21 protein-coding genes are annotated in these 25,990 nt (G+C 30.4%); 3 read left to right on the top strand and 18 right to left on the bottom strand.

Annotated elements, in window-relative coordinates; translation table 11 throughout:
* Positions 1-412: 412 nt before the first annotated feature.
* The 9 genes from dnaJ to gpr form a co-directional block, all read right to left on the bottom strand.
* Entirely contained in the window at positions 413-1,567 is a 1,155-nt protein-coding gene (dnaJ, locus tag CLRAG_RS12585; RefSeq protein ID WP_065078751.1) for a molecular chaperone DnaJ, read from the bottom strand.
* Positions 1,568-1,848: 281 nt separating this feature from the next.
* Positions 1,849-3,732, bottom strand: a complete 1,884-nt coding sequence (gene dnaK, locus CLRAG_RS12580) for a molecular chaperone DnaK (RefSeq protein WP_065078750.1) — start codon at positions 3,730-3,732, stop codon at positions 1,849-1,851.
* Between the two features lie 84 nt (positions 3,733-3,816).
* Positions 3,817-4,449 (bottom strand): nucleotide exchange factor GrpE, encoded by a 633-nt coding sequence (gene grpE, locus CLRAG_RS12575; RefSeq protein ID WP_065078749.1) that lies wholly within the window; start codon positions 4,447-4,449, stop codon positions 3,817-3,819.
* Between the two features lie 50 nt (positions 4,450-4,499).
* Entirely contained in the window at positions 4,500-5,540 is a 1,041-nt protein-coding gene (gene hrcA, locus CLRAG_RS12570; protein WP_065078748.1) for a heat-inducible transcriptional repressor HrcA, read from the bottom strand.
* 189 nt (positions 5,541-5,729) lie between these two features.
* The gene (gene hemW / locus CLRAG_RS12565) at positions 5,730-6,878 is read right to left on the bottom strand and encodes a radical SAM family heme chaperone HemW (protein ID WP_065078747.1); all 1,149 of its coding nucleotides are present in this window, start codon (positions 6,876-6,878) and stop codon (positions 5,730-5,732) included.
* A gap of 48 nt (positions 6,879-6,926) precedes the next feature.
* A complete protein-coding gene (lepA, locus tag CLRAG_RS12560; protein WP_063601566.1) occupies positions 6,927-8,735 on the bottom strand; it encodes a translation elongation factor 4 in 1,809 nt (602 codons plus the stop codon).
* A gap of 121 nt (positions 8,736-8,856) precedes the next feature.
* Positions 8,857-9,180, bottom strand: a complete 324-nt coding sequence (locus CLRAG_RS12555; protein ID WP_207644815.1) for a hypothetical protein — start codon at positions 9,178-9,180, stop codon at positions 8,857-8,859.
* A 408-nt stretch (positions 9,181-9,588) separates the two neighbouring features.
* On the bottom strand, positions 9,589-10,662 hold the full coding sequence (locus CLRAG_RS12550; RefSeq protein WP_420808097.1) for a stage II sporulation protein P: 1,074 nt from the start codon (positions 10,660-10,662) through the stop codon (positions 9,589-9,591).
* A 103-nt stretch (positions 10,663-10,765) separates the two neighbouring features.
* Positions 10,766-11,740: a GPR endopeptidase gene (gene gpr / locus CLRAG_RS12545; RefSeq protein ID WP_065078746.1), complete on the bottom strand. Its 975-nt coding sequence runs from the start codon at positions 11,738-11,740 to the stop codon at positions 10,766-10,768.
* 507 nt (positions 11,741-12,247) lie between these two features.
* Between gpr and rpsT the strand changes: the two genes are divergently transcribed.
* A complete protein-coding gene (gene rpsT, locus CLRAG_RS12540) occupies positions 12,248-12,514 on the top strand; it encodes a 30S ribosomal protein S20 (protein ID WP_013237456.1) in 267 nt (88 codons plus the stop codon).
* A gap of 29 nt (positions 12,515-12,543) precedes the next feature.
* Here rpsT and holA read toward each other — a convergent pair whose 3' ends face one another.
* The 3 genes from holA to CLRAG_RS12525 form a co-directional block, all read right to left on the bottom strand.
* Entirely contained in the window at positions 12,544-13,569 is a 1,026-nt protein-coding gene (gene holA, locus CLRAG_RS12535; protein ID WP_065078745.1) for a DNA polymerase III subunit delta, read from the bottom strand.
* A gap of 17 nt (positions 13,570-13,586) precedes the next feature.
* Complete coding sequence (locus CLRAG_RS12530; protein ID WP_065078744.1) at positions 13,587-15,365, bottom strand: ComEC/Rec2 family competence protein; 1,779 nt, start codon at positions 15,363-15,365, stop codon at positions 13,587-13,589.
* 91 nt (positions 15,366-15,456) lie between these two features.
* Complete coding sequence (locus CLRAG_RS12525; RefSeq protein WP_065078743.1) at positions 15,457-18,045, bottom strand: cation-translocating P-type ATPase; 2,589 nt, start codon at positions 18,043-18,045, stop codon at positions 15,457-15,459.
* 475 nt (positions 18,046-18,520) lie between these two features.
* On the opposite strand from CLRAG_RS12525, the gene CLRAG_RS12520 reads away from it, so the two are divergent.
* The gene (locus CLRAG_RS12520; protein ID WP_242872144.1) at positions 18,521-19,273 is read left to right on the top strand and encodes a sulfite exporter TauE/SafE family protein; all 753 of its coding nucleotides are present in this window, start codon (positions 18,521-18,523) and stop codon (positions 19,271-19,273) included.
* 65 nt (positions 19,274-19,338) lie between these two features.
* Here CLRAG_RS12520 and CLRAG_RS12515 read toward each other — a convergent pair whose 3' ends face one another.
* From CLRAG_RS12515 to CLRAG_RS12490, 6 genes are all read right to left on the bottom strand, one after another.
* On the bottom strand, positions 19,339-20,445 hold the full coding sequence (locus CLRAG_RS12515; RefSeq protein ID WP_065078741.1) for a LolA family protein: 1,107 nt from the start codon (positions 20,443-20,445) through the stop codon (positions 19,339-19,341).
* 26 nt (positions 20,446-20,471) lie between these two features.
* A complete protein-coding gene (locus CLRAG_RS12510; RefSeq protein ID WP_065078740.1) occupies positions 20,472-21,920 on the bottom strand; it encodes a HAMP domain-containing sensor histidine kinase in 1,449 nt (482 codons plus the stop codon).
* 164 nt (positions 21,921-22,084) lie between these two features.
* On the bottom strand, positions 22,085-23,101 hold the full coding sequence (locus CLRAG_RS12505) for a DUF1835 domain-containing protein (RefSeq protein WP_065078739.1): 1,017 nt from the start codon (positions 23,099-23,101) through the stop codon (positions 22,085-22,087).
* Positions 23,094-23,393, bottom strand: coding sequence for a ribosomal protein L7/L12 (locus CLRAG_RS12500; protein WP_065078738.1), 300 nt, complete (start codon positions 23,391-23,393; stop codon positions 23,094-23,096). The genes CLRAG_RS12505 and CLRAG_RS12500 overlap by 8 nt, the downstream gene beginning before the upstream one ends.
* Positions 23,383-24,420 carry a DUF1835 domain-containing protein gene (locus CLRAG_RS12495; RefSeq protein WP_065078737.1) on the bottom strand — a complete coding sequence of 346 codons (1,038 nt, stop codon included), beginning with the start codon at positions 24,418-24,420 and terminating at the stop codon, positions 23,383-23,385. Before CLRAG_RS12495 ends, CLRAG_RS12500 begins: the two co-directional genes overlap by 11 nt.
* A gap of 149 nt (positions 24,421-24,569) precedes the next feature.
* The gene (locus tag CLRAG_RS12490; RefSeq protein ID WP_065078736.1) at positions 24,570-25,277 is read right to left on the bottom strand and encodes a response regulator transcription factor; all 708 of its coding nucleotides are present in this window, start codon (positions 25,275-25,277) and stop codon (positions 24,570-24,572) included.
* A 210-nt stretch (positions 25,278-25,487) separates the two neighbouring features.
* Here CLRAG_RS12490 and CLRAG_RS21415 point away from each other — a divergent pair, with 210 nt between their 5' ends.
* A complete protein-coding gene (locus tag CLRAG_RS21415; protein ID WP_083985706.1) occupies positions 25,488-25,634 on the top strand; it encodes a transposase in 147 nt (48 codons plus the stop codon).
* Positions 25,635-25,990 lie beyond the last annotated feature (356 nt).

Raw genomic sequence — 25,990 nt, 5'->3', positions numbered from 1 at the left:
ATGGGAATTAGTATCAGATATTAAAATTCTTTTTGACGAACTTAATTCTAATTTTGCTAAGATTCATTCATTAGCTTATGCTAGAAGTTTCCTAGTATAAGTTAAATTATCACTTAGAAACCCTATATAGGTTTTCTAACTTAAAAATCAACTTATACGCAGGCATATTTTTACAATAATGAAGTTTTTTTAAATATTTTGTATATAAGGCTTAGTGAAAAATTTTTGAAAAATCTAGAACTTTTCAATTGTTTGAGGCACGAGTTTTGAAAATTTCTCAGTATTTTTCAAAATTTTTTTCTTAGCCTTATCAAAATATTTAACGAGCTGAAGGTTGTAAAAAATATCCGGAGTATAAGTTTATTTTTTGCTTAGAAACTCTATAATTCCATGTGCTTAATTACTAATTATATTAGTGATGATGTTTAAGTTTATCAAAGATAGACTTTTTTCCACTTTCTCCTGCAGGTATTTCTCCACTTGCCTCCATAAGCATTACAATGGCTTCTCTCTGCTTTTCATTTAAATCCTTAGGTACATCAACAATTACATTTACGTATTGGTCACCTCTACCATGACCATTAACCCTAGGGACACCCTTGCCTTTAAGCCTAAACACAGTTCCTGATTGAGTTCCTGATGGTACATCATACTTTACATCCCCATCTATAGTTGCAACTTTTAAACTAGTTCCAAGGGAAGCTTTACCAAAACTTATATGTGTATCTGTATATATATCAAATCCATTTCTCTTAAACTTAGAATGAGGTGAAACCCTTATATTTACATAAAGATCTCCTGACTGTCCTCCATTCTTGCCACTTTCTCCTTGTCCCCTTAATGGAATTATATTTCCATTATCTACTCCTGCCGGAACCTTCACTTTTATCTTTCTATGTTTTCTTACTGCACCTTTTCCTCTGCATTCTGGACAAGGATCTTTTATTATAGTTCCTCTTCCACCACATTTATCACAAGTGCTCATACTTACAAAGCTTCCAAGAGGTGTATTTCTCTGAGTTCTCATCTGTCCTGTTCCACCGCATTTATCACAAGTATGGGGCTGTGTTCCTTTTTTAGCTCCTGTTCCACCACAAGCCTCACATTTTTCATTTCTAGCTATATTTATTTCCTTTTCCACTCCAAAGACAGCTTCTTCAAAAGTCAAATTTAGAGTATATTCAAGATCTGATCCTTTTTGTGGTGCATTTCTTCTTCTTCTGCTGCTAGATCCAAATCCGCCACCGCCGCCTCCAAAGAAAGAATCAAATATATCTCCAAAGCCTCCCATGTCTGAAAAATCAAAACCTCCAAAACCTCCAAAGCCTGCATCACCGCCGCCATTGAAGTCAGTTGTTCCAAACTGATCATATTGCGCCTTTTTCTGAGGGTCTGAGAGTACTTGATAGGCTTCATTTATTTCCTTAAATTTTTCTTCAGCTTTTTTATCGTTGGGGTTCCTATCTGGGTGGTATTTCAATGCTAATTTTCTAAATGCTTTTTTTATATCTTCATCACTTGCACCTTTTTCAAGTCCAAGTACTTCATAATAGTCCTTCTGTGCCATTTTTTACTTTTCACCACCTAAAATATTTTCATTGAACTAAAATTTGAGTTCTAATTTGTGTAACTCCTTTTCCCTTCGGTCAAATGAGTAAGTGATTCACACCAAATCGAAGATTTGGGTTCTAATTTCTGTAACTCCTTCTCCCTTTGGTCGAATGAGTAAGTGATTCACACCAAATCGAAGATTTGGGTTCTCTACTTAAATTAAGGGAAGAGTATAAAAACTCATCCCTTAACTATTACCATTATACACACTTATCATATAATCGTGAAGAGGAAATATTATTTATCATCATCTACTTTATAATCTGCATCAACTACATTGTCATCTTTTTTTTCTGATGCACCTTGAGAACCTGCTCCTGCTCCTGCTCCTGGATTCTGTCCTGCTCCCATGTTTGGATCTGCTCCTGGATTTTGACCAGCTTGAGCATTCTGACTATATATTTTAGATGTAATTCCATAGAAAGTTTGAGTTAAATCTTCAGTAGCTTTCTTTATTGCCTCTAAATCTTCTCCATCTTTTATTTTCTTTAAAGCTTCAACTTTTTCCTCTACAGTTTTCTTATCTTCAGCTGATACTTTATCTCCCAAGTCCTTTAATGTCTTTTCTGTCTGATATACAGATTGATCGGCATTATTCTTTATATCTATGGATTCTTTTCTCTTTTTATCCTGTTCTTCAAACTTTTTGGCTTCATCTACTGCCTTGTTTATTTCATCATCACTTAAATTAGTTGAAGCTGTAATTGTTATATTAGCTTCTTTTCCTGTTCCTTTATCTTTAGCAGATACATTTACTATGCCGTTGGCATCTATATCAAATGTAACTTCAATTTGAGGAATTCCCCTTGGAGCTGGAGCTATTCCTGAAAGTGTAAATCTTCCAAGAGTTTTATCATCAGCAGCCATCTTTCTTTCACCTTGAACTACGTGAATTTCAACTGAAGTCTGGCCATCTGCTGCAGTTGAAAATACCTGACTCTTCTTAGTTGGTACTGTAGTGTTTCTGTCAATAAGTGGAGTAGCAACTCCTCCTAAAGTTTCAATTCCAAGGGTAAGTGGTGTAACATCAAGGAGTAATACGTCTTTTACATCTCCAGTTAAAACTCCGGCCTGAATTGCAGCTCCTACAGCTACACATTCATCAGGGTTAACTCCCTTTGATGGATCCTTACCAGTAAAATTCTTAACTGCTTCTTGAACAGCTGGTATTCTTGTAGAACCACCAACTAATATGATTTTATTTATATCATTTATTGTAAGTCCTGCATCATTTAATGCTTTTCTCATAGGTTCAATTGTCCTTTCAACTAAATCTTGAGTCAACTCATTAAATTTTGCTCTTGTCAAGTTCATGTCTATATGTTTTGGACCAGTTGCATCTGCTGTAATAAATGGTAAGTTTATATTTGTTTGAGTAGATGCTGAAAGTTCAATTTTTGCTTTTTCAGCCGCTTCCTTTAATCTTTGAAGTGCCATTTTGTCATTTCTTAAATCTATACCATTCTTAGCTTTAAAATCTTCTGCTATATAGTCCATAACTTTCTGGTCAAAGTCATCTCCACCTAGACGAGTATCACCATTTGTAGCTTTAACTTCAAATACTCCATCTCCAAGCTCTAGTATGGATACATCAAAAGTACCTCCACCTAAATCATATACAAATATCTTTTGACTTGTATCAGTTTTATCAAGTCCATAAGCAAGTGATGCAGCTGTTGGTTCATTTATTATTCTACGTACATTTAATCCTGCAATTTTACCTGCGTCTTTAGTTGCCTGTCTCTGACTATCATTAAAATATGCTGGTACTGTTATAACTGCTTCAGTTACAGTTTCTCCTAAATAAGCTTCAGCATCTGCCTTTATTTTTTGGAGTATCATTGCAGATATCTCCTGTGGTGTATAATCTTTTCCATCTATATTTACTTTATGGTCTGTTCCCATTTGTCTTTTTATTGACATTATTGTCTTATCAGGGTTTGTTATTGCCTGTCTTTTAGCAACTTGACCTACCAATCTTTCTCCATTTGCCTGGAATGATACCACTGATGGAGTTGTTCTTGCTCCTTCTGAATTTGCTATAACTGCAGGATCTCCACCTTCCATAACTGCAACACATGAATTAGTTGTTCCTAAATCAATACCTATTATTTTTGACATATTAACTTACCTCCTAAATTTAACTGCGTTAAAATTATCTTGCATATATTTAATTCAAACAAATTTAATTTGTATGTTTTAAACTTAATTTGCTACTTTAACCATACTGTATCTAATTATTTTGTCTTCTCTCTTGTATCCTTTTTGCAATACTTCTACTATAGAATTTTTATCATATTTATCATCTTCTATATGCATAACTGCATTATGTAGATTGGGATCAAATTCTCCTTCGCAAGGTATTTCCTCTACATTTAATTTTGAAAGGGCATTATTAAATTGCTTCATTGTCATCTCTATACCTTTTTTCAAATCTTCTGCATTTCCTTCTACATTTACTGCCCTTTCCAGGTTATCTAACACTGGTAAAACTTCTTTTAATATATCCTTACAAGCATCGGAATAAATATTATCCTTCTCTTTAATAGTTCTTTTTCTAAAGTTGTCATACTCTGCCATAACTCTTGCAAGTCTATCTTTAGTAGAATCCAATTCATTTATGGCCTTCTTATTTTCATCTTTTAATTTCAAATTTTCTTTTTTTAATTCTCCTAGCAAACTTATCTCTTTATCTTCTGTTTCTTCTACTTCCTCTTCTGAATTATCCTCTGTGCTTTCATCTACACTTTCATTATCTTTATCTTTTTTTTCATTTTCTGAATCATTTTCACATTCTTCATTAAGGTCTTTTACATTATCACCTTTATCCTTTAACATTTAGATATTTCCTCCAATCTAACATTTATACATATTTTACAAAATTTATTCTATTTTTCATCAGAATAAGCATTACTTAAAATATAATTCATTTCCTTTACTACATTTGCAAGTATTGATATGACTTTAGAATAAGGTATCCTTGTAGGTCCTATGACTCCAATTTCACCTATAGGTCTTTCATTCAAACTGTAAACAGCAGACACAACGCTACAATCTTCTGCACCTTCTGTATAATTTTCCTTACCTATTTTTACTGAAATATTTGAATTACTGTTCAGTAAGCTGCTAACTTTATCTTTATTATCCATCATAGATAAAAATTCTCTTGCCTTTTCTATATCCTTATATTCCGGATAATTAAAAATATTTGTAGCCCCCTGGGTATATATATTTGAATTATCTACACTATTTAAACTATCATACAATGCAGAAATTATATTATTGAATATATCTTCATATCCTTGGAAATCATTTTTTAAATTATTTATAACTTCCAAATTTATCTGTTCAGCACTTAAATTCTTTAATCTGACGTTTAGCATATTACTTAATTTAACAAGAGTATCATCTGAAATAGTTTTTCCTACCTTTATCAAATTGTTCTTTATAATACCGCTATCAATTATAAGTACCAATAATATATTGGTGCTTGATTCAATGTTTATTAACTGTACATGCTTTATATAGCCCCTTTTAACTGAAGGTGCTCTAACTATAGAAGTAAGTTTAGTAAGCTCCGATAAAAGACAAACAGCCTGCTTTAATATTTTATCAACCTCAAATAAAGCTGCATCTATAATCTGTGATTTTATTATATACATTTCTTCTTCGCTCAAATTTGGTATCTGCATCAATTTGTCAACATACAACCTGTATCCATTATTAGAAGGTATCCTTCCTGAAGAACTGTGAAGTTGTTCTAAATAACCCATTTCCTCCAGATCCGCCATTTCATTTCTTATAGTAGCTGAACTTACACCTAAGTTGTATTTTTTAGCTATGGTTCTGGATCCAACAGGCTCTGCAGTGTTTATATAATCATTTACTATTGCCTGAAGTATTTTTATTTTTCTTTCATCCATTTCCATAATATCACCTCTTTATTAGCACTCATTGTTGTTGAGTGCTAATTGCTATGATTAAAAAATATCACTCATAATTTTTTTTGTCAATACTATATAACTATATTATGAAGTTAAATAATATGTTTTTTATAATTTAAAATGAAATTCATTGAGGTTTCTCACATTTACTTAAAATATCTAACTCACTTGAAATTATGTCAATATAAAGTCACACATTACACTATTAGATACTTCTATTCCTCTTTTACTTAAGTACAACATATGTCCCTCTTTTATTAAAATACCCATGTTTATGTACTTTTCAATTACATTACCATATACAGAATAAATATTCTTGTTAAATCTCTTGTAAAAATCTTCTGTAGAAATTCCATCTATTTTTCTGAGACCCATAAATACAAATTCCTCCATACTGTCACAGATAGAATTTTTATGTTTATCTAATCTTAAAAACTGGTTTAAATTTCCCTGTAAAATATATTCTTCTATATTTTTTGTATTTCTATACCTGTACCCATCTACATAGGAATGAGCACCTGCCCCACAACCTATATATTCCTCTAAGTTCCAGTAAATTAAATTATGCTTGCATTTTCTATATTTTTTCGAAAAATTGGATATTTCATATTGTTCATATCCCATTTTAGACAAAAAATCTAGTGTAAAATAATACATCTGTCTTTCTTCTTCTTCTCCAGGCAAATTCAAACTTTTTGACTCATGTGCTTTGTAAAAAGGAGTACCTTTTTCCACTATAAGGCTATAACAAGATATATGTTCCGGATTCAACTTAACTACATTTTGCAGAGATTCTTTCCAATCTTTTATTGTCTGACCTGGAAGTCCAAACATAAGATCTATGTTTATATTTGAAAAACCAAATTTTCTTGCCATGTCATATGTCTTTAAAAAATCTTCTAAAGTATGAATTCTACCTATACATTTAAGTATAGAATTCTGCCAAGCCTGAAGACCTATACTGAGTCTATTTACTCCCATCTTCTTTAAAGCTTTAATTTTCTCTTCTGTAAATGTACCCGGATTACCTTCTACTGTAAATTCTAAGTCATCTTCTACATTTATTTTCTTTAATACTTCATATATGTTATTCCAGGATTCTAATGATAAATAGGTGGGAGTTCCCCCACCTATAAATATAGTTTTTATTTTTCTATCTCCTATAGATTCTATATCTTTAGCCAGTGCTTTTGTATAATTTACCATAAGTTTTTCTTTTCCACTATAAGATGGGAAATCACAATAGAGGCACTTTTTTTTACAGAAGGGTATGTGTATATATAGAGCCACAGCCTTTTTAACATCTATATTTTTATCTTGCATAAAACCACTTCCAAACTCCTATTTTCCTAACAAATTTGCTATTAGCTACTAATCCTCAGTTTTAAGTATGGCCATGAATGCTTCCTGAGGGATTTCTACGGAGCCAACCTGCCTCATTCTCTTCTTTCCTTCTTTTTGTTTTTCAAGGAGTTTTTTCTTTCTTGATATATCTCCTCCATAACATTTTGCAAGTACATCTTTTCTCATAGCCTTAACTGTTTCCCTTGCTATAATTTTTCCACCTATCGCTGCCTGTATTGGTATTTCAAAAAGTTGCCTTGGGATTATTTCCTTTAATCTTTCTGCTATACCTCTACCCCTTTCATAAGCTCTCTCTTCTGGAACTATCATGGACAATGCATCTACCACTTCTCCATTTAAAAGTATGTCAAGCTTTACTAATTCAGCAGCTTTATATCCTTTTAACTCATAATCAAGTGAAGCATAGCCCCTTGTTCTAGATTTTAATACATCAAAAAAGTCATATATTATTTCATTTAGTGGAATTTCATAATTTAAAGAAACTCTGGTAGTTTCTATATACTGCATATCCTTAAAAGTTCCCCTTCGATTTTGAGAAAGTTCCATAACTGCTCCCACATATTCAGAAGGTGTTATTATTGATGCCTTTACTATAGGTTCCTCCATGTACTTTATTTCTGAAACTTCGGGCATATTTGTTGGATTTGTAAGTTCTATTACAGTACCATCTGTTTTTCCAATCTTATATATAACAGAAGGAGCTGTAGTTATTATATCAAGGTTAAATTCTCTTTCTACCCTCTCCTGTATAACATCCATATGCAAAAGTCCTAAAAATCCACATCTAAATCCAAACCCCAATGCTATAGAAGTTTCTGGCTCAAAGCACAAAGCTGCATCATTTACCTGAAGCTTTTCCAGTGCATCTTTAAGCTCACCATACTTTGCTCCATCTACGGGATATATACCACTATATACCATTGAAACAACAGGTCTGTATCCCTTTAAGGGTTCTTTGGCTTCTCTAGAAGCTTCGGTTACGGTATCTCCTACACGTGCATCTCTTACATTTTTAATGGACGCAGTAAAGTATCCTACATCTCCTGCTTTAAGTTCGTCTCTTGGCATAAAATTAGGAACAAAAATTCCTGTTTCCGTAACCTCATACACTTTTCCTGTAACCATAAGTTTTATCTTCATTCCAGGTTTTATTACACCTTCCATTACTCTTATATGACAAACTACTCCTCTATAGCTATCATAATTTGAATCAAATATAAGAGCTTTTAAAGGTGCATTTTCATCTCCCTCAGGAGCTGGCACTTTGCTTACTATTGCCTCTAAAACCTGTTCTATATTTAGTCCAGTTTTTGCAGAAACTGTTGGTGCATCAGATGCTTCTATTCCTATAACATCTTCTATCTCATTTTTTACCTCTTCAGGCCTTGCACTTGGCAAATCTATTTTATTTATTACAGGAACAATCTCCAAATCATGATCCAGTGCCAAATAACAATTTGCAAGGGTTTGTGCTTGTATGCCCTGGGTTGCATCCACAACCAAAATAGCACCTTCACAAGCTGCCAAGCTTCTTGAAACCTCATAGTTAAAATCTACATGTCCCGGTGTATCTATAAGATTTAGTATATACTCTTCTCCTGAAGGCCTTTTATATATAAGTCTAACAGCCTGAGACTTTATAGTTATTCCTCTTTCTTTTTCCAACTCCATATTATCAAGTACCTGGGAGTCCATCTCCCTCTCAGTAAGAGTTCCTGTCTTTTCAATTAATCTATCTGCAAGTGTAGATTTACCATGGTCTATATGAGCAACTATAGAAAAATTTCTTATATGTTTTTGTCTTTCGCTCTGCATACTATTTTCCTCCAATACCTATGAAAAGTTAAAAGATTTTCATTACTTGATCAATCTCTAGCTTTCCTGTACGAATAACTACAGTAAATTATATCATAACAAATATGCAGTGAAAAGTACATTATTTAGGGAGCTTACTTTCTAGATTTTTAAATGTCTCTGAAGTTTTATTTATAATATAAGAAGTACCTGAATGTACTTTTTCTCCCACTATATTTATAACTTGTTTAGATCCGTTTTCAAAATTATAAACTATTTTATTATTTAAACATAATGAATACTCCCCTACATCAACTGTAAAATCAAAGGGAGAAACAGTATAATTTATTTTAAAATTAGATTTATCTTTTATATATTTAGGTAGTCCTGCTGTTATAGTTACAAATCCCAAAAGTACTATTATAATGCAAAATATTATCACAACTCTAATACCTTTTTTACTCAAAAAAAATCACCCCACATAGAAACTAGATTTAAAACCATAAAGTTTCTATTATAAGGATGAACACTTCTACTAATTTTATACAAAAGTTTTTAAATTTATCACAACTTTCGCAGTTTAAAAACTTTGCGAAGTAAAGCTTCGCAAGTTAAGAATTAATAATGAAAAATTAATAGTGAAGGATGATTTTTAGCTGTCGCAAAAAATCTTTAAATTTATATAAGTAAGCTCTTAGTAATGTTTTGCTTTAGCAAAACGAGTGGTGAAAATCTTAATCAAAGATTTTTTGTAGTATAACGAAAAAAAATCCACATTAACTATTAATTCTTCATTCTTAACTATTAATTAAAAATATTGCTTTCCAAAGTTTTTATATTAAGTCAAGATCCCATACGTGTGAAAGTTGCATTATTATTTATTATTAAGTACCTCTGCTATTATTCTAGCAACATATTTACCTGTGGCTTTGGATTCATCCGAAGTGTTTATATCTGCTCCAATCTCCATCAGTATTGCATTGTTACTCTTATCCTGATTAAAGTACCTTGTTCCATAATTATAGTAACAAACTCCCTTGCAAAGTCCTGGAAATAGCTTATTTGAAGTATTTATCACAGAATTTGCCATAGCCATGTTTTTATCAAAATGAGGATTTTTTCTAGCCATAACCAACATAAATTTAGATATATTTTCTCCATTCATCCTAGCTGTAACTGATTTTTTATCATCTACAGAATCTCTGTGTAAATCTATTATAAGCTTAAAATCACCATACTTTTTTAAATACTTGTCAAGTGTTACAGCAGATCTGGAATAACTTTGGGTATAAGCTTCTGCATCATGCACTGTCTTATCATTTATTGCAGATATACCATAGTTATTTTGAAGTTCATTTACTATTACATCTCCTACTGCACATACATTTTGGGTAGTATCAAAACTATTTGCATCACCTGGTTTATAGCTTTCCGTAGTATGTGTATGATATATTAACACTTCAGGTTTACTCACATCTAAAGTTTTTTTAAGTTTTGGGTTATACACAGTTACGTCCTTATTTTCTAGATTCAAATCATTTTGAGTATTTGATTTAGACATACTTCCATTTTTTTTAACCTGTTTGTCATCTAACTTAAACTCATTAAAACTTACATCTTCATTTTTTGAATAGCTTAATCCTAAAAAAGCCACCTCTCTTCCTAAAAGAGATTTTGGATTATTTATATCTAATCCTACAGTCTTCAAAATAGTATTTCCTATAGAAAAACAATTTTCTGCCATATCATCTTCAGAAAAGGAAGTAGTCTTTACTGTTGGCATGGCATAGTTTAAGACTTCAACATAGAACATATTTCTCTTTACATTGCTGCTGTACGAATTGGCCTTTGCTATGCATGGCAAAATGATAACTAGTATTACCGTTAACATTAAAATACACATTTCTAATTTAGAATCACCTTTAAAATTAAATCTTCTGTAATTCAATATTTGACTGCTTTAAAATTTCTTAAAGCAATTCCCCCCTCTCATGTAAACTTAATACTGTTAATTTATATGAGAAGAAAATTAAAATTATCACAAGTGTAAATTAATTTAAATAAGTATTTATGTCCTCCAAATCAAGAGCAGGTTGAAGTGCTATGTTTATACCACCAGCAATTATTTTTGAAATTGAATCCATTACTAAATCCACGTCTTTAGGAGTCACTATAATATTTTCCCCGTAAGGTTCCATTATCTCTTGTATAACCCCTTGTTTTTCATCTTTATCCACAGATTTTAGCATTTTGTAAAATTCACTTCCACCTTTACTTTTATTTATAAGATCATCTAAAAGTAAGTCAATGGTATCATTGGCCATAGTAGCCGCATCTACCACCGTAGGAACTCCTAGAGCTATTACAGGCACTCCTAAAGTCTTCTGGCTCAATTCCATTCTCCTGTTTCCTATACCCGAACCTGGAGATATTCCTGTGTTACCTATTTGTATTGTTGAATTTACTCTATCCATCTTTCTGGATGCCAATGCATCTATACATACTATTAAATCTGGCTTTACCTTTTCACAAACTCCCCTTATAATTTCTCCTGTCTCAATTCCCGTAATTCCTAGTACTCCAGGAGATATGACACATACTGGCCTTATACCTTCATCTATTTTGTCAGGCACAAGCTGCTTTAAATGCCTTGTTACCATTAATTTAGAAACAACTTTAGGTCCCAGTGAATCCGGAGTTATATTCCAATTTCCCAATCCTACAACTAATACCGTGGCACTATCTTCTATTTTTATTACTCCTGATAACACTTTTCCAACCACTTTACTTACCTTATCTCTGATTTCACCATCGTAGTGGGTAAACTTAGGCATATCTATAGTTATATAAGATCCCTTTGGCTTTCCCATAACCTTTTCTCCTATGTCATCTACTATGTTCACATATGTTATTTTTATGTCATCTTCAATTTTTTCCTCTGTCTCTACACCTGGAACTTCTTCTCCTCTTTCTTTTCTACATACTTCTCTTGCCTCTACTGCTAGATCAGTTCTCACACTAAACATATTATCCGCTCCTAATTCAACTTTTATTTTTATCCGATGGCTACTATCCGTAACACTCCATCCACTTCAGATGGGAGATATTAGAACTCTTGAATTTCAGCAATTTAGAGTTCTTATGCTGTGTATAACGGCTAGTACGCCCCTGGATAAGTTCTTCCCCTAAAGGATAACGTATTCTAAGTGCTAAAGGCACTAAGAATACTGTTAATAAAACTTAGATGGAGAGATGTATTCCTCTTAAGCAAGCTCCACCTAAGTCTAAGAATCACTTGATAGGACTTTAAAATAATTAATAAATTTATTATTAGCTGTTTTCATACTCAATATACCAACACATAATTCAATTAACAATTAACAATTGACAGTTCACAATGCACAATTAATGAAGATTTTCTACTTGAAGTAGTTGAAATTTAATGCTATAATATCATTTGTTAAATAGAATGACCCATTAGCAAGTTTCCCCAACGCTGTTGAGGTCTATAAAACTAATAAGGGGGTGAAAGCATGGCAAATATAAAATCAGCAAAAAAAAGAATAAAAGTTATTGAAACTAAAACACTTAGAAATAAAATTATAAAATCTTCATTAAAGACTACTATAAAAAAATTCTTAGCTTCTGTTGAAACTAAAAATGTAGAAGAAGCTAAAGTTAATTTTACAGCAGCTGTAAAAGCTTTAGATATGGCTGAATCAAAAGGTATAATCCACAAAAATAAAGCATCAAGAAATAAATCTAAATTAGCTTTTAAGTTAAATAAATTAACTGCATAATAAATAAACCGGTTTTAACCGGTTATTTATTATGCAGTTGTATTTATTATCAAAAGTTCCATTTCAGTTTTCTCATCTATAGATAAACTCTTTATTCTCTTTTCTGTATTCAAACACAATACCACTGCTCTTTTTAGTTGACTTATTGTAAACTTTTTACTCTGCTTTACCATAATGCTGTAACCATATTCTGATTTTATGCTTAATTCTTTCATAATTTCTTCTTTGGTTATTCTCTCTTCCAGGCATATTTTTATTTTAAAAAGAAGGTTGAACTGTCTCTCTACCATAGATAAAATATAGCTTATTTTATACCCTTTATACATAAGTTCATTTAACATGTAAAGTGCATCTTTTATCTTTTTATCAGATATTGCATTTACCAAATCAAATATATCCTCATCACCGCTTCTTAAAAACATCTTTTTCATGTCTTCTCTCTCTATATTTTTTCCATAAGTGTAACAGCATAATTTTTCTACTTCATTTTCTATTATGCTCAAATTATTTTCGTTCATAAGGCTGCAGAATATCCTTAAATCTAATTTTTTTATATCTTTTCCACGCTCATAGAAAAATTCTTGAACTTTATTTTCCAGCTGTTTTCCCTTTACTTTATCAGCTTTTACAACACAAATGTCCTTGTCAACGCTATATATTTTTCTTCCTGGTTTATCCCTTTTACTTTTAAATACATAGTAAAATATTAAAATACAGTGCTTAGGTAGGTTTTTCAAGTAACTGTGTATGGTCTTAAATTCAGTGGACAATTTATTTTTATCTTCGCCAAAAAAAGAAGCTCTATATACAAGTACAACTTTTTTTTCACTCATAAAGGGCAGTGTCTCACAGGCATTTATTACAGGATCAAAACTTTCAAGGGAACTTCCATCAAATTTCATATAATTTAAATCCATAAAATTAGGATTTATAACTTTTTTAATTAAAGCTCTTATATTTTCTTTTATAAGTAGTTCATCTATACCACAAAACAAGTAACAATTCCCCAAATCTCCCTTTTCTAAATTTTTTTCAAAGGTAAATATGTCTATCAATTTTACTCACTTCCATTTTAATCGCATATTGTAGGTATTTTAAAAATCATATTAAATATTATAACATAAGAAGTACTGCCTTCTAGTGGATTCTCATACTTTTTAGTTGAATTTTTATTTTTAGATTTAATTCTAGGAATAAATATGCAATTGTTTCTATTAAAGACTTCAGTATCATTTTTATTTCCATCATCAAATAGAATTTGGAATTCCTTATTTCTTACATGAAGTTTGGGATTCATATCATTATCTGTCTTTAAATAGGAATTACTATTTATTATATATGTAAAATTTTTTATGGGATTGGTTATTACTTTTCCTATATACTGATCATCTTTTATATTTGTTATCCAACTGGAATGAAAGTCATCATAGCTGCATATCATAACTTTGCTTATTCCCTGTTTTATAATTGCAGCCTTTCCATTATCATTATTTATGAAAGTTATATTCATAAATGGTGCATAAACTCCCAAAAACATTAAAATAAGACATACTATTGGGACATATTTTAATTTTCTATGTCCTTTTTTATACATTAGGAAACTTACAAATACTGCAATAAAAGCAAGTCCGTCTATATACTTTAAATATATAATTTCAGGACATAGTTTCAAAACAGCCATATTGGCACCATCTATAGCTGTAAAAATAATGTCCATGGCTTTACACAATAATTTAAATAAAGGTTCTACAAAGCATACACAAAGTGCAGCATTTCCTAAAACAACTATAATTGAAAAAAGGGGAAGCAAAAATAAATTGCCAAGCATAAATCCCCAACTGAAATTTTGAATTGTAAAAGCAATATAAGGTAGTGTAAATATTTGAGAACTACAAGTTAAACTTATACTAGATGCCACTTTTTGTGGAAGCATAAAAAGTTTTTTATAAATTTTTCCATTGTACAGAAGTATTCCAAGAGTTGCTAAAAAAGAAAGGTCAAATCCTAAATCCATTACATAATATGGTTTTACAGCCATTAAAATCAGAGCTGACAAGCTAAGAGAGGATATGCTGTCATATTCTTTAAAAAATATTTTTGATAATTTAAATAAAAATATCATTATAAATGATCTCATAGTTGCAGCTGCCATACCTGTAAAAAATACATAAAGTGCTGATACAATCACAGCTATTTTAAGTCCTGCTATACTCTCCAATACCTGATATATTATAGCCATATGAAAACCTGACACACTTACTGCGTGAATTACTCCAAGTTTTTGAAACTTCTGCATTTCATCTTGACTAATATATGAAGTTTCACCATAGCATAATGCCATAACAAGAGCTGATCTTTCTTCGCCTATGACTTCTTTAAACTTTTCATATATATTTCTTTTAAATTCATATATGGAGTATATAAAATCTTTTTTTCCAGTCTCATATTTTTTTATATAGTAAGTACCTATTATACCTTTTTGTGCATTTAATTCTCTTTTAAAATTGCCATATACCTTTATATTCTCTCCTTCCTTTAACTTATCTAATTTATTTTTTAGCATGATTTTTCTTCCTCTATAATCTCCTATAAAATAGTAGTTTTTCTTTTCCACTACCCTAATTTGAGAAGTATTTTGAGGCCGTATATTAAAATACACATTGAAACTTACCACTCCAAAAATAAAAAAAATAGCATTTAAAATACAAAATTTAATTTTCAAGGTATAAAACATTATTATAAAAAAAGAAGCTGCTATTGCTGCAGCTATAAAAACATTATCTAAAAATACCAAAGCAGACAAAGACCCTAATGCCAAGGAGATAGAGTAAAACACCAATGGTCTTTTCATATCTTCCTTAACCTATTGTAGTAATAATCATAATATAGTAAAGTCAAAAAATCCACCTCCTGTTACTTTATATTATCCAAAAAATAACAGGTTAAACATACTCATTTTTACTAAATTTATAGACCATACAAAATATAAACCAAATGACAGTGCCAATTAAAAAAATCTTCCAGTAATTTATGTCAAATAAAATCTGAAAATTTCCTAAAACTAATATACCAATCAACTGAACAATAACATTTGTGATTACAATTGCATTTGAATATATGTTATTAAAAAATTTTTCATTTGAAAAACTGTATATAAATAACACAGCACAGGTATTTAGTAACGAAATAGAAGTAAATAACGGAAATCTATTTTTTTGTATACTAGCAAAGTAAAAAACTCCAAACGCTAAAACCCCCATTAAAAATCCTCCAAAAACAATAAAACTCATGTTTTCTCTAATTATATCTTTATCAATAGTATACGTATCATAGTCTCCTTCTTCTTCCTTGTACTGACACATAAGAGCTAGGGATGATAAAAATACAAGTGCGCTGTTGAACCAGAGTGACTCCACAATCATACTATTGGAAATATTAAGATCAAACAACAAACTTATCATTAAAAACGCAAAAAAACCGGTACTACAACTTATAATATACACAATCATTTTTTTTATCATATGCATAATTTTTCTTGAATCTTCTATTGTATCTATAATACTCATGAAATCCATATTTTCTGTAAATATATCACATAATTTTTTTACTATGTTGCTTTTAGTATTAGTTATTCCAACATTAGACATTTTAAGTGCAGGCAAATCCGTTAACTTCCACCCAGTTATAGCAGTTATATATCCATAACTTTTTAAAGCCTTAACTATCTTTACTTTATGCTTAGAATTTATCATAGAAAAAATACTAACTTTTCCTCCAATACGTTCAAATTCTTCATCTGTCATATTATCTATCTCCACACCAGAAATTATTTGTGAAAGCCTAGATACAAAATTTAGCTTTTTTCCTACAGATAAAGCTGTAAGTTTATTATCTTCTGTAATTATAATAGGTTTAATTGAAAGTGAAAGAGCCTTCTTTATAGAATTTACTGCATTTTCTTTGAGCATATTATCAAAACCAATTAACCCTACAAAAACTAAGTTACTCTCAATGTTTTCTTTAAGACTCGGTTCATAGTTGAAATTTCTATAGGCAAATGCTACCACATAAAGGCAATCATTAGCCATACTAATATCCGCATCTTTTATAGCCTTTATATCTTCTTCTGTTATCTCAACTTCTACCCCATTTTTCATCATATGAGTACATCTATCTATAATGGAATCCGATGCTCCCTTTACATGAGCTCTATATTTGCCATCCATTCTATTTACAGTTGTCATTATACGTCGTTCACTATCGAATAAAATTTGAAATATTCTCTTATGCCTTCTATCTAAATCTTTTTTATCCATTCCATTTTGTTGGCAAAATTTTATAAGAGCCTGTTCTACTAAATGTTCTCTAGAGTTTTCTATATTACCATTTATAGATTTAACATCATTGCATAGAAGCCCTATATGCATCATTCTATACAAGCTTTCATGTATGCCGTCCTCTAAAGATTCCTCACTAATATCAATAAATCCAGTACTTCCATAAGCTTTTACAATATCCATTTTATTTTTAGAAAAAGCCCCAACTTTATCTGTACAGACAGTGGATATCTCTGAAAGTTTTTCTACACTAGATAAATCTTTAAAATTTATATTCCTTTTTTCTAGATTTTTAAATAAAATAATTCCCATAAGTAAAATTATTACTGACAATGTCTGAGGCAAGGAAAGTAAATATACATTTGCCACTCTCTTTAAGCTATAATAGATTTCATGATGAAATATGTAATTGGATACTCCTCCAGCAATTAAAAGGCCAAAAATTAAAATTTCACTAAATGTATTAAAAATCTTATTGAGCCTAAAGCCTAAAGATTTTCTGTCCGCCTCTTCTTTCAGTAAAAGTTTTACCATGTTAGCTACTTGAGTATCCATTCCCACAGCTACAACTATCCCTGTACCATCTCCTGAAACAACAGAAGATGATTTAAATAGTACATTTTTCATATCTGAAAGTGTCAGTTCATTATCATCTATTTTGGATTCATATTTTTCCGATATAAAGCTTTCTCCTGTAACGGAGCATTCATCTATTTTTAGATCATTGCTTTCTATAATTCTCATATCAGCTGGCACTAATTGACCCTGTTCAACTATAACTATATCTCCTACTACCAATTCTTCAAAAGGTATCCTCATAGTTCTTCCTTCTCTTATTACCCTAGCTGTTCCGAAATTTAATTTCCTCAACTCTTTAAAATTTCTCTCTTCCTTATATTGTTCTAGTGCTACAGCAAAAATATTTAAAAATATTATAAGCAGAGACAAAGATGTCTGTATAAACATACCTAAATAGGAAAATATGGCAGCACATAAAATTAAAGATATAACCCATATCTCCTTAAACTGCACCATAGTAAGATAAAACAAACTTTTACTATCCGGCATAACAATGTGATTTTTCCCATACTTTTCCCTAAGAGGGCTAATTTGATCTTCATCAAGTCCATAGTATGTGTTACTATTTAATTCCTTTACTATTTCACTCCAGGAGCGTTTGTACCACTCAATCATATATTAACACCTTCCGTTTCCAGGTCTAAAGCTATTAGCAATTTATACTTAAGGCATTTTCAAAGAAATAACTAGTCAGTATGCTAGCCTATTTTTTATCATACTGCATCGGTAGAGCCCTTAGATAGGATTCACTATCTGCAGAACCTGCCTCCTTGTCTGATAAACAAAGTTCTTGACATCAGATTAAGTTTTTAACTTCATCTGATACTTAGAAATTGTTATCCATGGACGTAGCCACTCTTTGCTTACACTTGGAAAAGTGTAAGTATTAGAGTGAGTAGTCATCGGATAAAAAATATTTGTCGCATCTTTGACTTGTTATTTTCTTTCAAATGCCTAATATAATTATCATCTTTTTAATAATCGTTTAGTTCCATTACATACTTTAATATTACGTCTAAAATATGGTATAATGCAAACATTATGTTAAGTTTTTTTCATATTTACTTTGAAAGAAGGAATGACGTTGGCAGTGCAGATAATACTTGTAATGTTCATAGTTGGAATTGCACTTGGATTTGTAGGGGCAGGTGGTTCTGGATTTATAATATCCATTTTGACTGTAATTTTTGGTTTTACCATTCATGTATCCCTTGGAACTGCTTTAGCTGCAATGATTTTTTCATCCATATCTGGAGCTTTTAGCCACTATAGAGAAGGCGATGCTGTACTAAAAGTGGGACTTGCCGTAGGAATTTTCGGAGCTATTGGCTCTTGGACTAGCTCTAATTTCTCTGCAATTATACCTGCCAGTGAATTAAAATGGATGACTTCAGGGATGTTATATTTGTCAGCCTTAATTTTATGGATTCGTATGTTTATTATAGAAAAAAGACATTCTTCTCAGGATAAAAATTCTTTACCTAATGGCGCTAGTTTCTGGATACGTGCCTGCGGAATAGGACTTGTTACAGGGGCCATTTCAGGTTTATTTGGCATAGGCTCTGCTTGTTTTATTCAAATCGGATTGATGTTTATTCTAGGTATGTCAGTACGTCAATCTGTAGGGACTACTATGATGGTAATTATACCAATTGCTTTAGCTGGAGGAGCAGGATATTATCACTTAGGATATTTAGACATACACCTTCTCATTGAAGTAGTTGTAGGTACAATAACAGGTTCTTATATAGGTGCTAAATTTACAAAAAGAGTACCTATACCAATATTAAAGGTTGCAATGCTTTTAGTTCCTATTACAGCCGCCACCTTGCTCATAATTTAAACTTTTTTACAAGTCATCAAAATAGAGACAAGGGATACAATTCATCCCTTGTCTCTGTTTATTTTTTACTTGAAATGCTCCAAGCTCTCTACTATTTTCTTACCCTGTTCCATATTCATGGAAGGATCTTGTATAAGCATATCATAATTAAATCCATCTTCACTCCATGATATACTTTTTATAGTATCCTCCATAGAAGTTCCATTTTTACCTCTTATAGTAATATCTTTTTCTCCGTCAAGTTTTAAATCATCTTTATTAGAAGGTATTTTGTTATCATTAAAAATTATAGTTGTAAGAATTAAAGCTTCTGCCCCATTTTTTTCATAGGTCTGATTTATCTCTTTATGCTTAACTGCCTTTGCATCCAAGTAGGTAATACTTTTCAACTTGTATCCAGATTTTTCATTTAAAGTTAATATAGGTTTTCCTGCTATCTTTTCTGCTTGCTTCATATCAATTTTATTTTCATTAAGTTTTTCATCAATCTGTTCTATCTTAACATCAGAAGGGAGCTTTTGAGTAAATAAGCTATTATCAAACTTAGGTGAAAAATCAAGCTTTGTATACTCCATACTTGATTTGGTATTAGCATTTTCCGACGTATTTTTTACTAAGAACCAATTGTCCTTATCTATCCAAAAATTCACTTCTCCTATTAAACTCTTTTCCTGTTTTGGTTTAGCAAATATGTGGTAAGTTTTAAATCCATTTATAGTTTCCTCACCTTTATAAAACAAAGTATGAGTTTTTGATATTGCGTTAAGTTCCTTCATAAGTTGAGATTTATAATCAACACTGTTGTCAGTCAAATCCCCATCTGCTTTCATAGTCATTGCCTTTTTTTCTTTTTCCATGTATATGAGCATTTTGCCTCCATCACTTGTAGATATCACTTTACCTGATTCGTTGTCAACTTCTATACGCCTTCTTATTTTATTGTTTGAATTATCTGTCCATTCCTTTATAGTACCATTCATAACCGCCTTGCCATTTTCATAATTCTCCATCTTTGCCTCTCCGTAATAGGATTTAGGCTTTTCATATGCAGTCATAGCCTTACTTATAACATCTCCAGGTATTATAGTGTCTTTCTTTAGTCCATCACATCCACTAAATATACCTGCCGTTAATATCCCCATCGTCAATATTGCTATAATTTTCTTTTTCATAATAAATTTCTCCCTTCAATATCTATTTAATTTTCAACCATAGGTATAGCACATATAAAAACAGTACTGTTTTCTTCTGAAAATACTTTTACTTCACCACCATGTTTTTGTATTACAAGTCGTACAATACTTAATCCAAGCCCTACACCTTTCCACATATTTTTAGTTCTAGAATCATCACTTTGATAAAATGGCATAAATACTTTTTCCTTTTCCTTATCTTTAATTCCACTTCCTTCATTTTTGATTAAAATCAAGAGCCTTTTTTCTTTCCAGCTTTTTATCTCCTTATGGAAATTAATTCCAAACCAATTAGGAAGTTTCTCATCAGGTGAAAATGCTCCCATGTATATAGCTCCTCCTTCTTTTGTATATCTAAATGCATTTGCCATTAAGTTATCTATTACCCTTGTCATTTGTCTCACATCTACATTGTACTTGCCATTTACTTCTATATTTGAAGTAAGTTTTATTTTCTTTTTTTCACAAGACTTATCATATCCTGAAAAGAGCATTTCAAATAACTCTGATCCTTCAAGTTCCACAAATTTCATTTCATAATCTGTTGTAAGAAGATTGTACATCATTAGATCATCTATCATATTTTTCATATAATCACTTTTGCGAAGTATAATAGAAACTTTATTTTTTAAATCTTTCATATCTAGGTCTTCTTCACATTCCATTGACTCCGCATAAGCTCTTATTGCAGTAAGTGGCGTTTTTAAGTCATGCGATATTGCGGATATCATGTACTCCTTAGATTTTTGCTGAAGTTCTATGGTTTTTCTTTTTTCTTCAATATCATTTTTCATATTGTTAAAGTGGTTTATAAGCTCTCCTATTTCATCACTACATTTGTAATTTAAATTATCCTCATCTCCAACAGCAAACTTATTCATGCCTTCTATTAAGAGTTTGATAGGCTTATTAAATTTTTTATTTAAAAGAATTACTACTAATGCGAATACAACTAAAACCATAAATATAAAACATAAAATAACTAAAACAGTTCTATAATTTACAGCTTGAATAAAGTCATCTCTTGTCATAACTATTTTATAAAAACCAACTAATTTACTATCTTTAAATACAGGCATTTTCAAAGTATTGGCTTTAGATCCTGTTTGTATTTTATATAAATCAGAATAAATCTCACTTTTGTCAATATATCCTAACATGTTATCATCTGAGGAATATATCTGCTGACCCATTGCATTGTATACTTCTATTGCAACAGAACTTTTATCTTCATCCATTACAAATTTTTTATTCATTAAAGAACTGCCATCATATATATTAGGATCATCAAGTACTTTCTCGTATACCTTAAATTTGCTCATGGTAGATATATAATTCATAACCTGTGTATTTCTGTTGTAACCATTTATAATTACAAACAAAATTAAAGCCAAAATTATAGGTGTCAGCATAACTGCTAAATGAGATAATATAAGCCACTTTTTTAATTTCATATCTTTCTCCTAACCTGTACAATATCATTATACAAATACTTTTCATTTCTTTATAAAACTTAATAATTTCTTTATAATTAAGAAAAAAGCCATATCACCTGCAAAAATACACATTTTGATACAACTTTTTTATATTTTGCTAAAAGCTAGTTAGTAAATTCATTTTACTTTAAATTTTTAACTTGTCCTATAGTTAAACCTGTTTTATCTGCTATAATTTTCACATTCAACACATCCTTCAATTTCTTTGCTATATTTACTTTCTCTTCTAATCTACCTTCTTCTATATATTGATTTATCGTATATTCTTTTACATCTGAAGATTTTTTATTATTTTTCCAAACAATCATAGCCTTTTCATTAGTTCTTAAACGCTTTACCCCTTCTTCTGTTATCTTTATTTCCATTTCTCTCATGATTCCAAATTTACCGCTGTAATCAATTTTCCCACACTTAACTAATTCTTTCACTCGCCAAAATATATAGGTATCAGAAATTTCTACCTCACTATTGCCCATTGCTGATCCTACAATTCTAGCTGATTTTCTAAATTCCTTTGGTATATATTTTAATATATCTATATCAAAATAATTTTCATCTTCACTTTTTATTTTTTCATTTTTGAAAATACGCAGCATAGAGTTATCTTTTTTTAATAACTCCCATGTACTTAGTAATTCTTCATATTTATTTGAATCCAGTTTTTGCTTTGCTACAGCATATTTCTTTATATCTTCTGGATTAATTTGTCCAACACTTCTAACAAAATACACATTATCTTTATGTTTAACAATTGTATCTGTTACATTTATTAAATATATATTCAAGTTTCTATCCTTTAAAAGCTCTAAAGCATATAACATACCACATATTTCTTGACCAGAACCATACCATAAATATAAAATATTACTATTCTCCACTTTAGAAATTTCATCATGAAATGTATTATAATTTTCCTTTAAATCTTCCACACCACAATTAGCAAAATACTCATCTTGATCAACAGTACTCCACCAATTAATTCTTTCTTCAATGTCTACTTCATCTTTTATAGGTCCATGTGAAAGATCATCAGAAAAAACTATAACTTTTTGATTTTCTGGCAGTTCACCCATCTTAATGGCAATTTTAAATATTGCTCCTGCACATTCTGAAAAACACATATTGATTATATTATTCATACTTATCCTGCTCCTTATTTAGTTCTTGCTTTAAACTATCGATGTATTCCTTAGCTTCAACTAACCCACACCCTGTAGACTCTCTATATAATTTAATTGCTTTAATTCTTTCATTCTCTAAAATAAGCTTTTTTAATTCATCCTTTAATGTATCAAATGCTCCTATTTTTCTAGCAATCCTATTCAAAGTTGCATTCATTCTCATATTATCACTTCGTATTTGGCTTATATCAGCCACTATCCATATTAGAAATCCTGCTGCTGCAAGCATCAGAACAATTTTATAATCCATAATTTCCCTCCAAACTTTTAACTTGTTCTATACTTAATCCTGTTTTATCTGCTATAGTCTTACCATCTAAAACATCTTTCAATTTTTTCGCCATATCTATTCTTTCTTCCATTCTACCTTGTTCTCTGTATTTATTTTCTGTCTCTTGTTCCGCTTCTGATTCTTTTCTATCCTCTTCCCAAATCTTCATGGCATCTTTATCCTTACTTAAATATTTTAATCCTTCTTCAGTTATTTTTATTTCCATTCCTATAACTCCAAATTTACCATTGTGTTCTATTTTTCCTGATTTAATTAATTCTTTTATTCTCCAGAATATGTATTCATCTGAAATTTTTTCTTCACTTTTGCCTAATACATCTCCTATTGTTCTTATGAGATTTCTAAATTCTTTTGGTGTGTATTTTAGTATATCTATGTCAAAATAATTTTCATCTACACTTTCTAACTTTCCATCTTTAATAACACGTAATATGGAGTTATCTTTTTTTAGTAATTCCCATCTGTCAAGAAGCTCCCTATATTCATTTGAATCCAGCTTTCTTTTTGCAGCTGCATATTTTTCTATGTTCTCCGGTATAATTTCTCCAGTAGACCTAGCCTTAAATTCAATTTCTTTACGTTTAATAACTGTATCTTTTACATTTATTAAATATATATATAAATTTCTATTTTTAAAAAGCTCTAAAGCATATAACATTCCGCAGAACTCTCTACTAGAGCCATACCATAAATATAAAATATCACTATCATCTACTTTAGAAATTTCACCATGAAATGTACTATAATTTTCTTTTAAATCATCTATATCATAATCAACAACTGGCTTTAATTGATTTTCTCTCTTAAAAATATCATACCAATTGATTCTTTCCTCAATATTTATTCCATCCTTTATAGATCCTTGTGAAAGATCATCAAGAAAAAATATTACCTCTTGATTATCTTGAAGTATTTCAGTACTAATAGCATGTTCAAAATTTCCTTTTGCACTTTCTGAAAAACATATGTTAATTATCTTGTTCATAGTTATCCCCCTACTGATTTTTTACTTTTAAATCTGTAATTAAATACAAAATACCTTTCAAAACTTTTAAAAAAATTGCAGCTACTTGAATATAAAATGTTTCAAATAACTGCATTAAGCATTATCTTGTTTTGTTCCATATTATATCTCTATACATTCTTTTCTCCTATAAACTTATAACCTACCCCCCATACGGTTTTTATAAAAGTAGGATTTTTGCTACTGTCTCCTATTTTTTCTCTAAGTTCTTTTATATGTACAGTTACAGTATTGTTTCCTTCAACATCCATACTATCCCATATGTGATGATATAATTCTTCTTTTGAAAATACCTTATTGGGGTTTTGTGCCATAAGACTTAAAAGTTCAAATTCTTTTATAGTCATTTGAATTTCTTTTTCATTCACAGTAACCTTTTTTTCTTCAGGTATTATAATAAGTCCATTTTTAAATTTTAATATTCCATTTATGGCAGACTCTCTATCTACCTTTTTATACCTTCTTAAATGTGCTTCAATTCTTGCAGAAACTTCAATCAAACTAAAAGGTTTTGTTATATAATCATCTGCTCCAAGCTTTAATCCTTTCACTTTATCCATTTCTGTTTGTTTTGCACTTACTATCATCACAGGTATATCTTCATTTATCCATCTTATATTCTTGCAAAGAGTAAAGCCATCCATTTCGGGAAGCATTATATCTATCATTACAAGTGCAAATTCATATGTCTTAAAGTCTTCTAGCCCCTCTTTGCCACTTGATGCCCAATTAACTTCATACCCTTCCTTTTCAAGGTGTTCCTTTAATATGTTTGCAATTGCCTCATCATCTTCAACTATCAGCAGCCTTTCGCCCATTAATCAAACCTCCATCTCTAACCTCTAAAATTATAACATAAATTTTCCATATTTACATTGTATATATATTTTCTTTACGAAGAAGTAAAATCACATTTGGAATATTTAATGAAAATTAATCATGGCAAAAAGGTTGTTGTATTCCTTGATAATGCTAAGAATCATACTAGTTTCCTAATTTAAAGTTTTTACCAAAAGGTTAAGGAAAAACTGAAGCTTATTTATCTTCCACGTTATTCACCATATATGAATCCTCAGGAGAATATATGGAATTATCTTAAAGCTAGATTGTTTAAACCTTCTTCTAGAAGTTGTATTGAAGAGTTAACTTTTAAATTGAAAACCCTATATGTGTAAGTTTTCTAACTTAAAAATCAACTTATACATAGAAATATTTTTACAATAAATAAGCACATTTAAATATTTTGTATATAAGTCTTAGTGGAAAATTTATAAAAATATTTAACCGTACTTGTGATTGTAAAGATATTTGAAACATAAGTTGATTTTTCCTCTACAGACTCTATATATAGCCATTCTAATTGAAATTTTAAATTATACATAAAATAATACTAATAAAATTAAAATCACACTTAAAAACTTTTTTTATAAGTCTTAGCGAGGTATTTTAGAAAATCTTAGAAGCTTATATTTGTCTGAGGTACGAGTTTATATAAGCTTCTTTAGATTTTGAAAATACCGAGCTTTAGACT

This window comes from Clostridium ragsdalei P11 (genome assembly GCF_001675165.1).
Taxonomy (GTDB): Bacteria; Bacillota; Clostridia; order Clostridiales; family Clostridiaceae; genus Clostridium_B; species Clostridium_B ragsdalei.
This window is presented reverse-complemented; position numbering and strand designations above follow the sequence as displayed.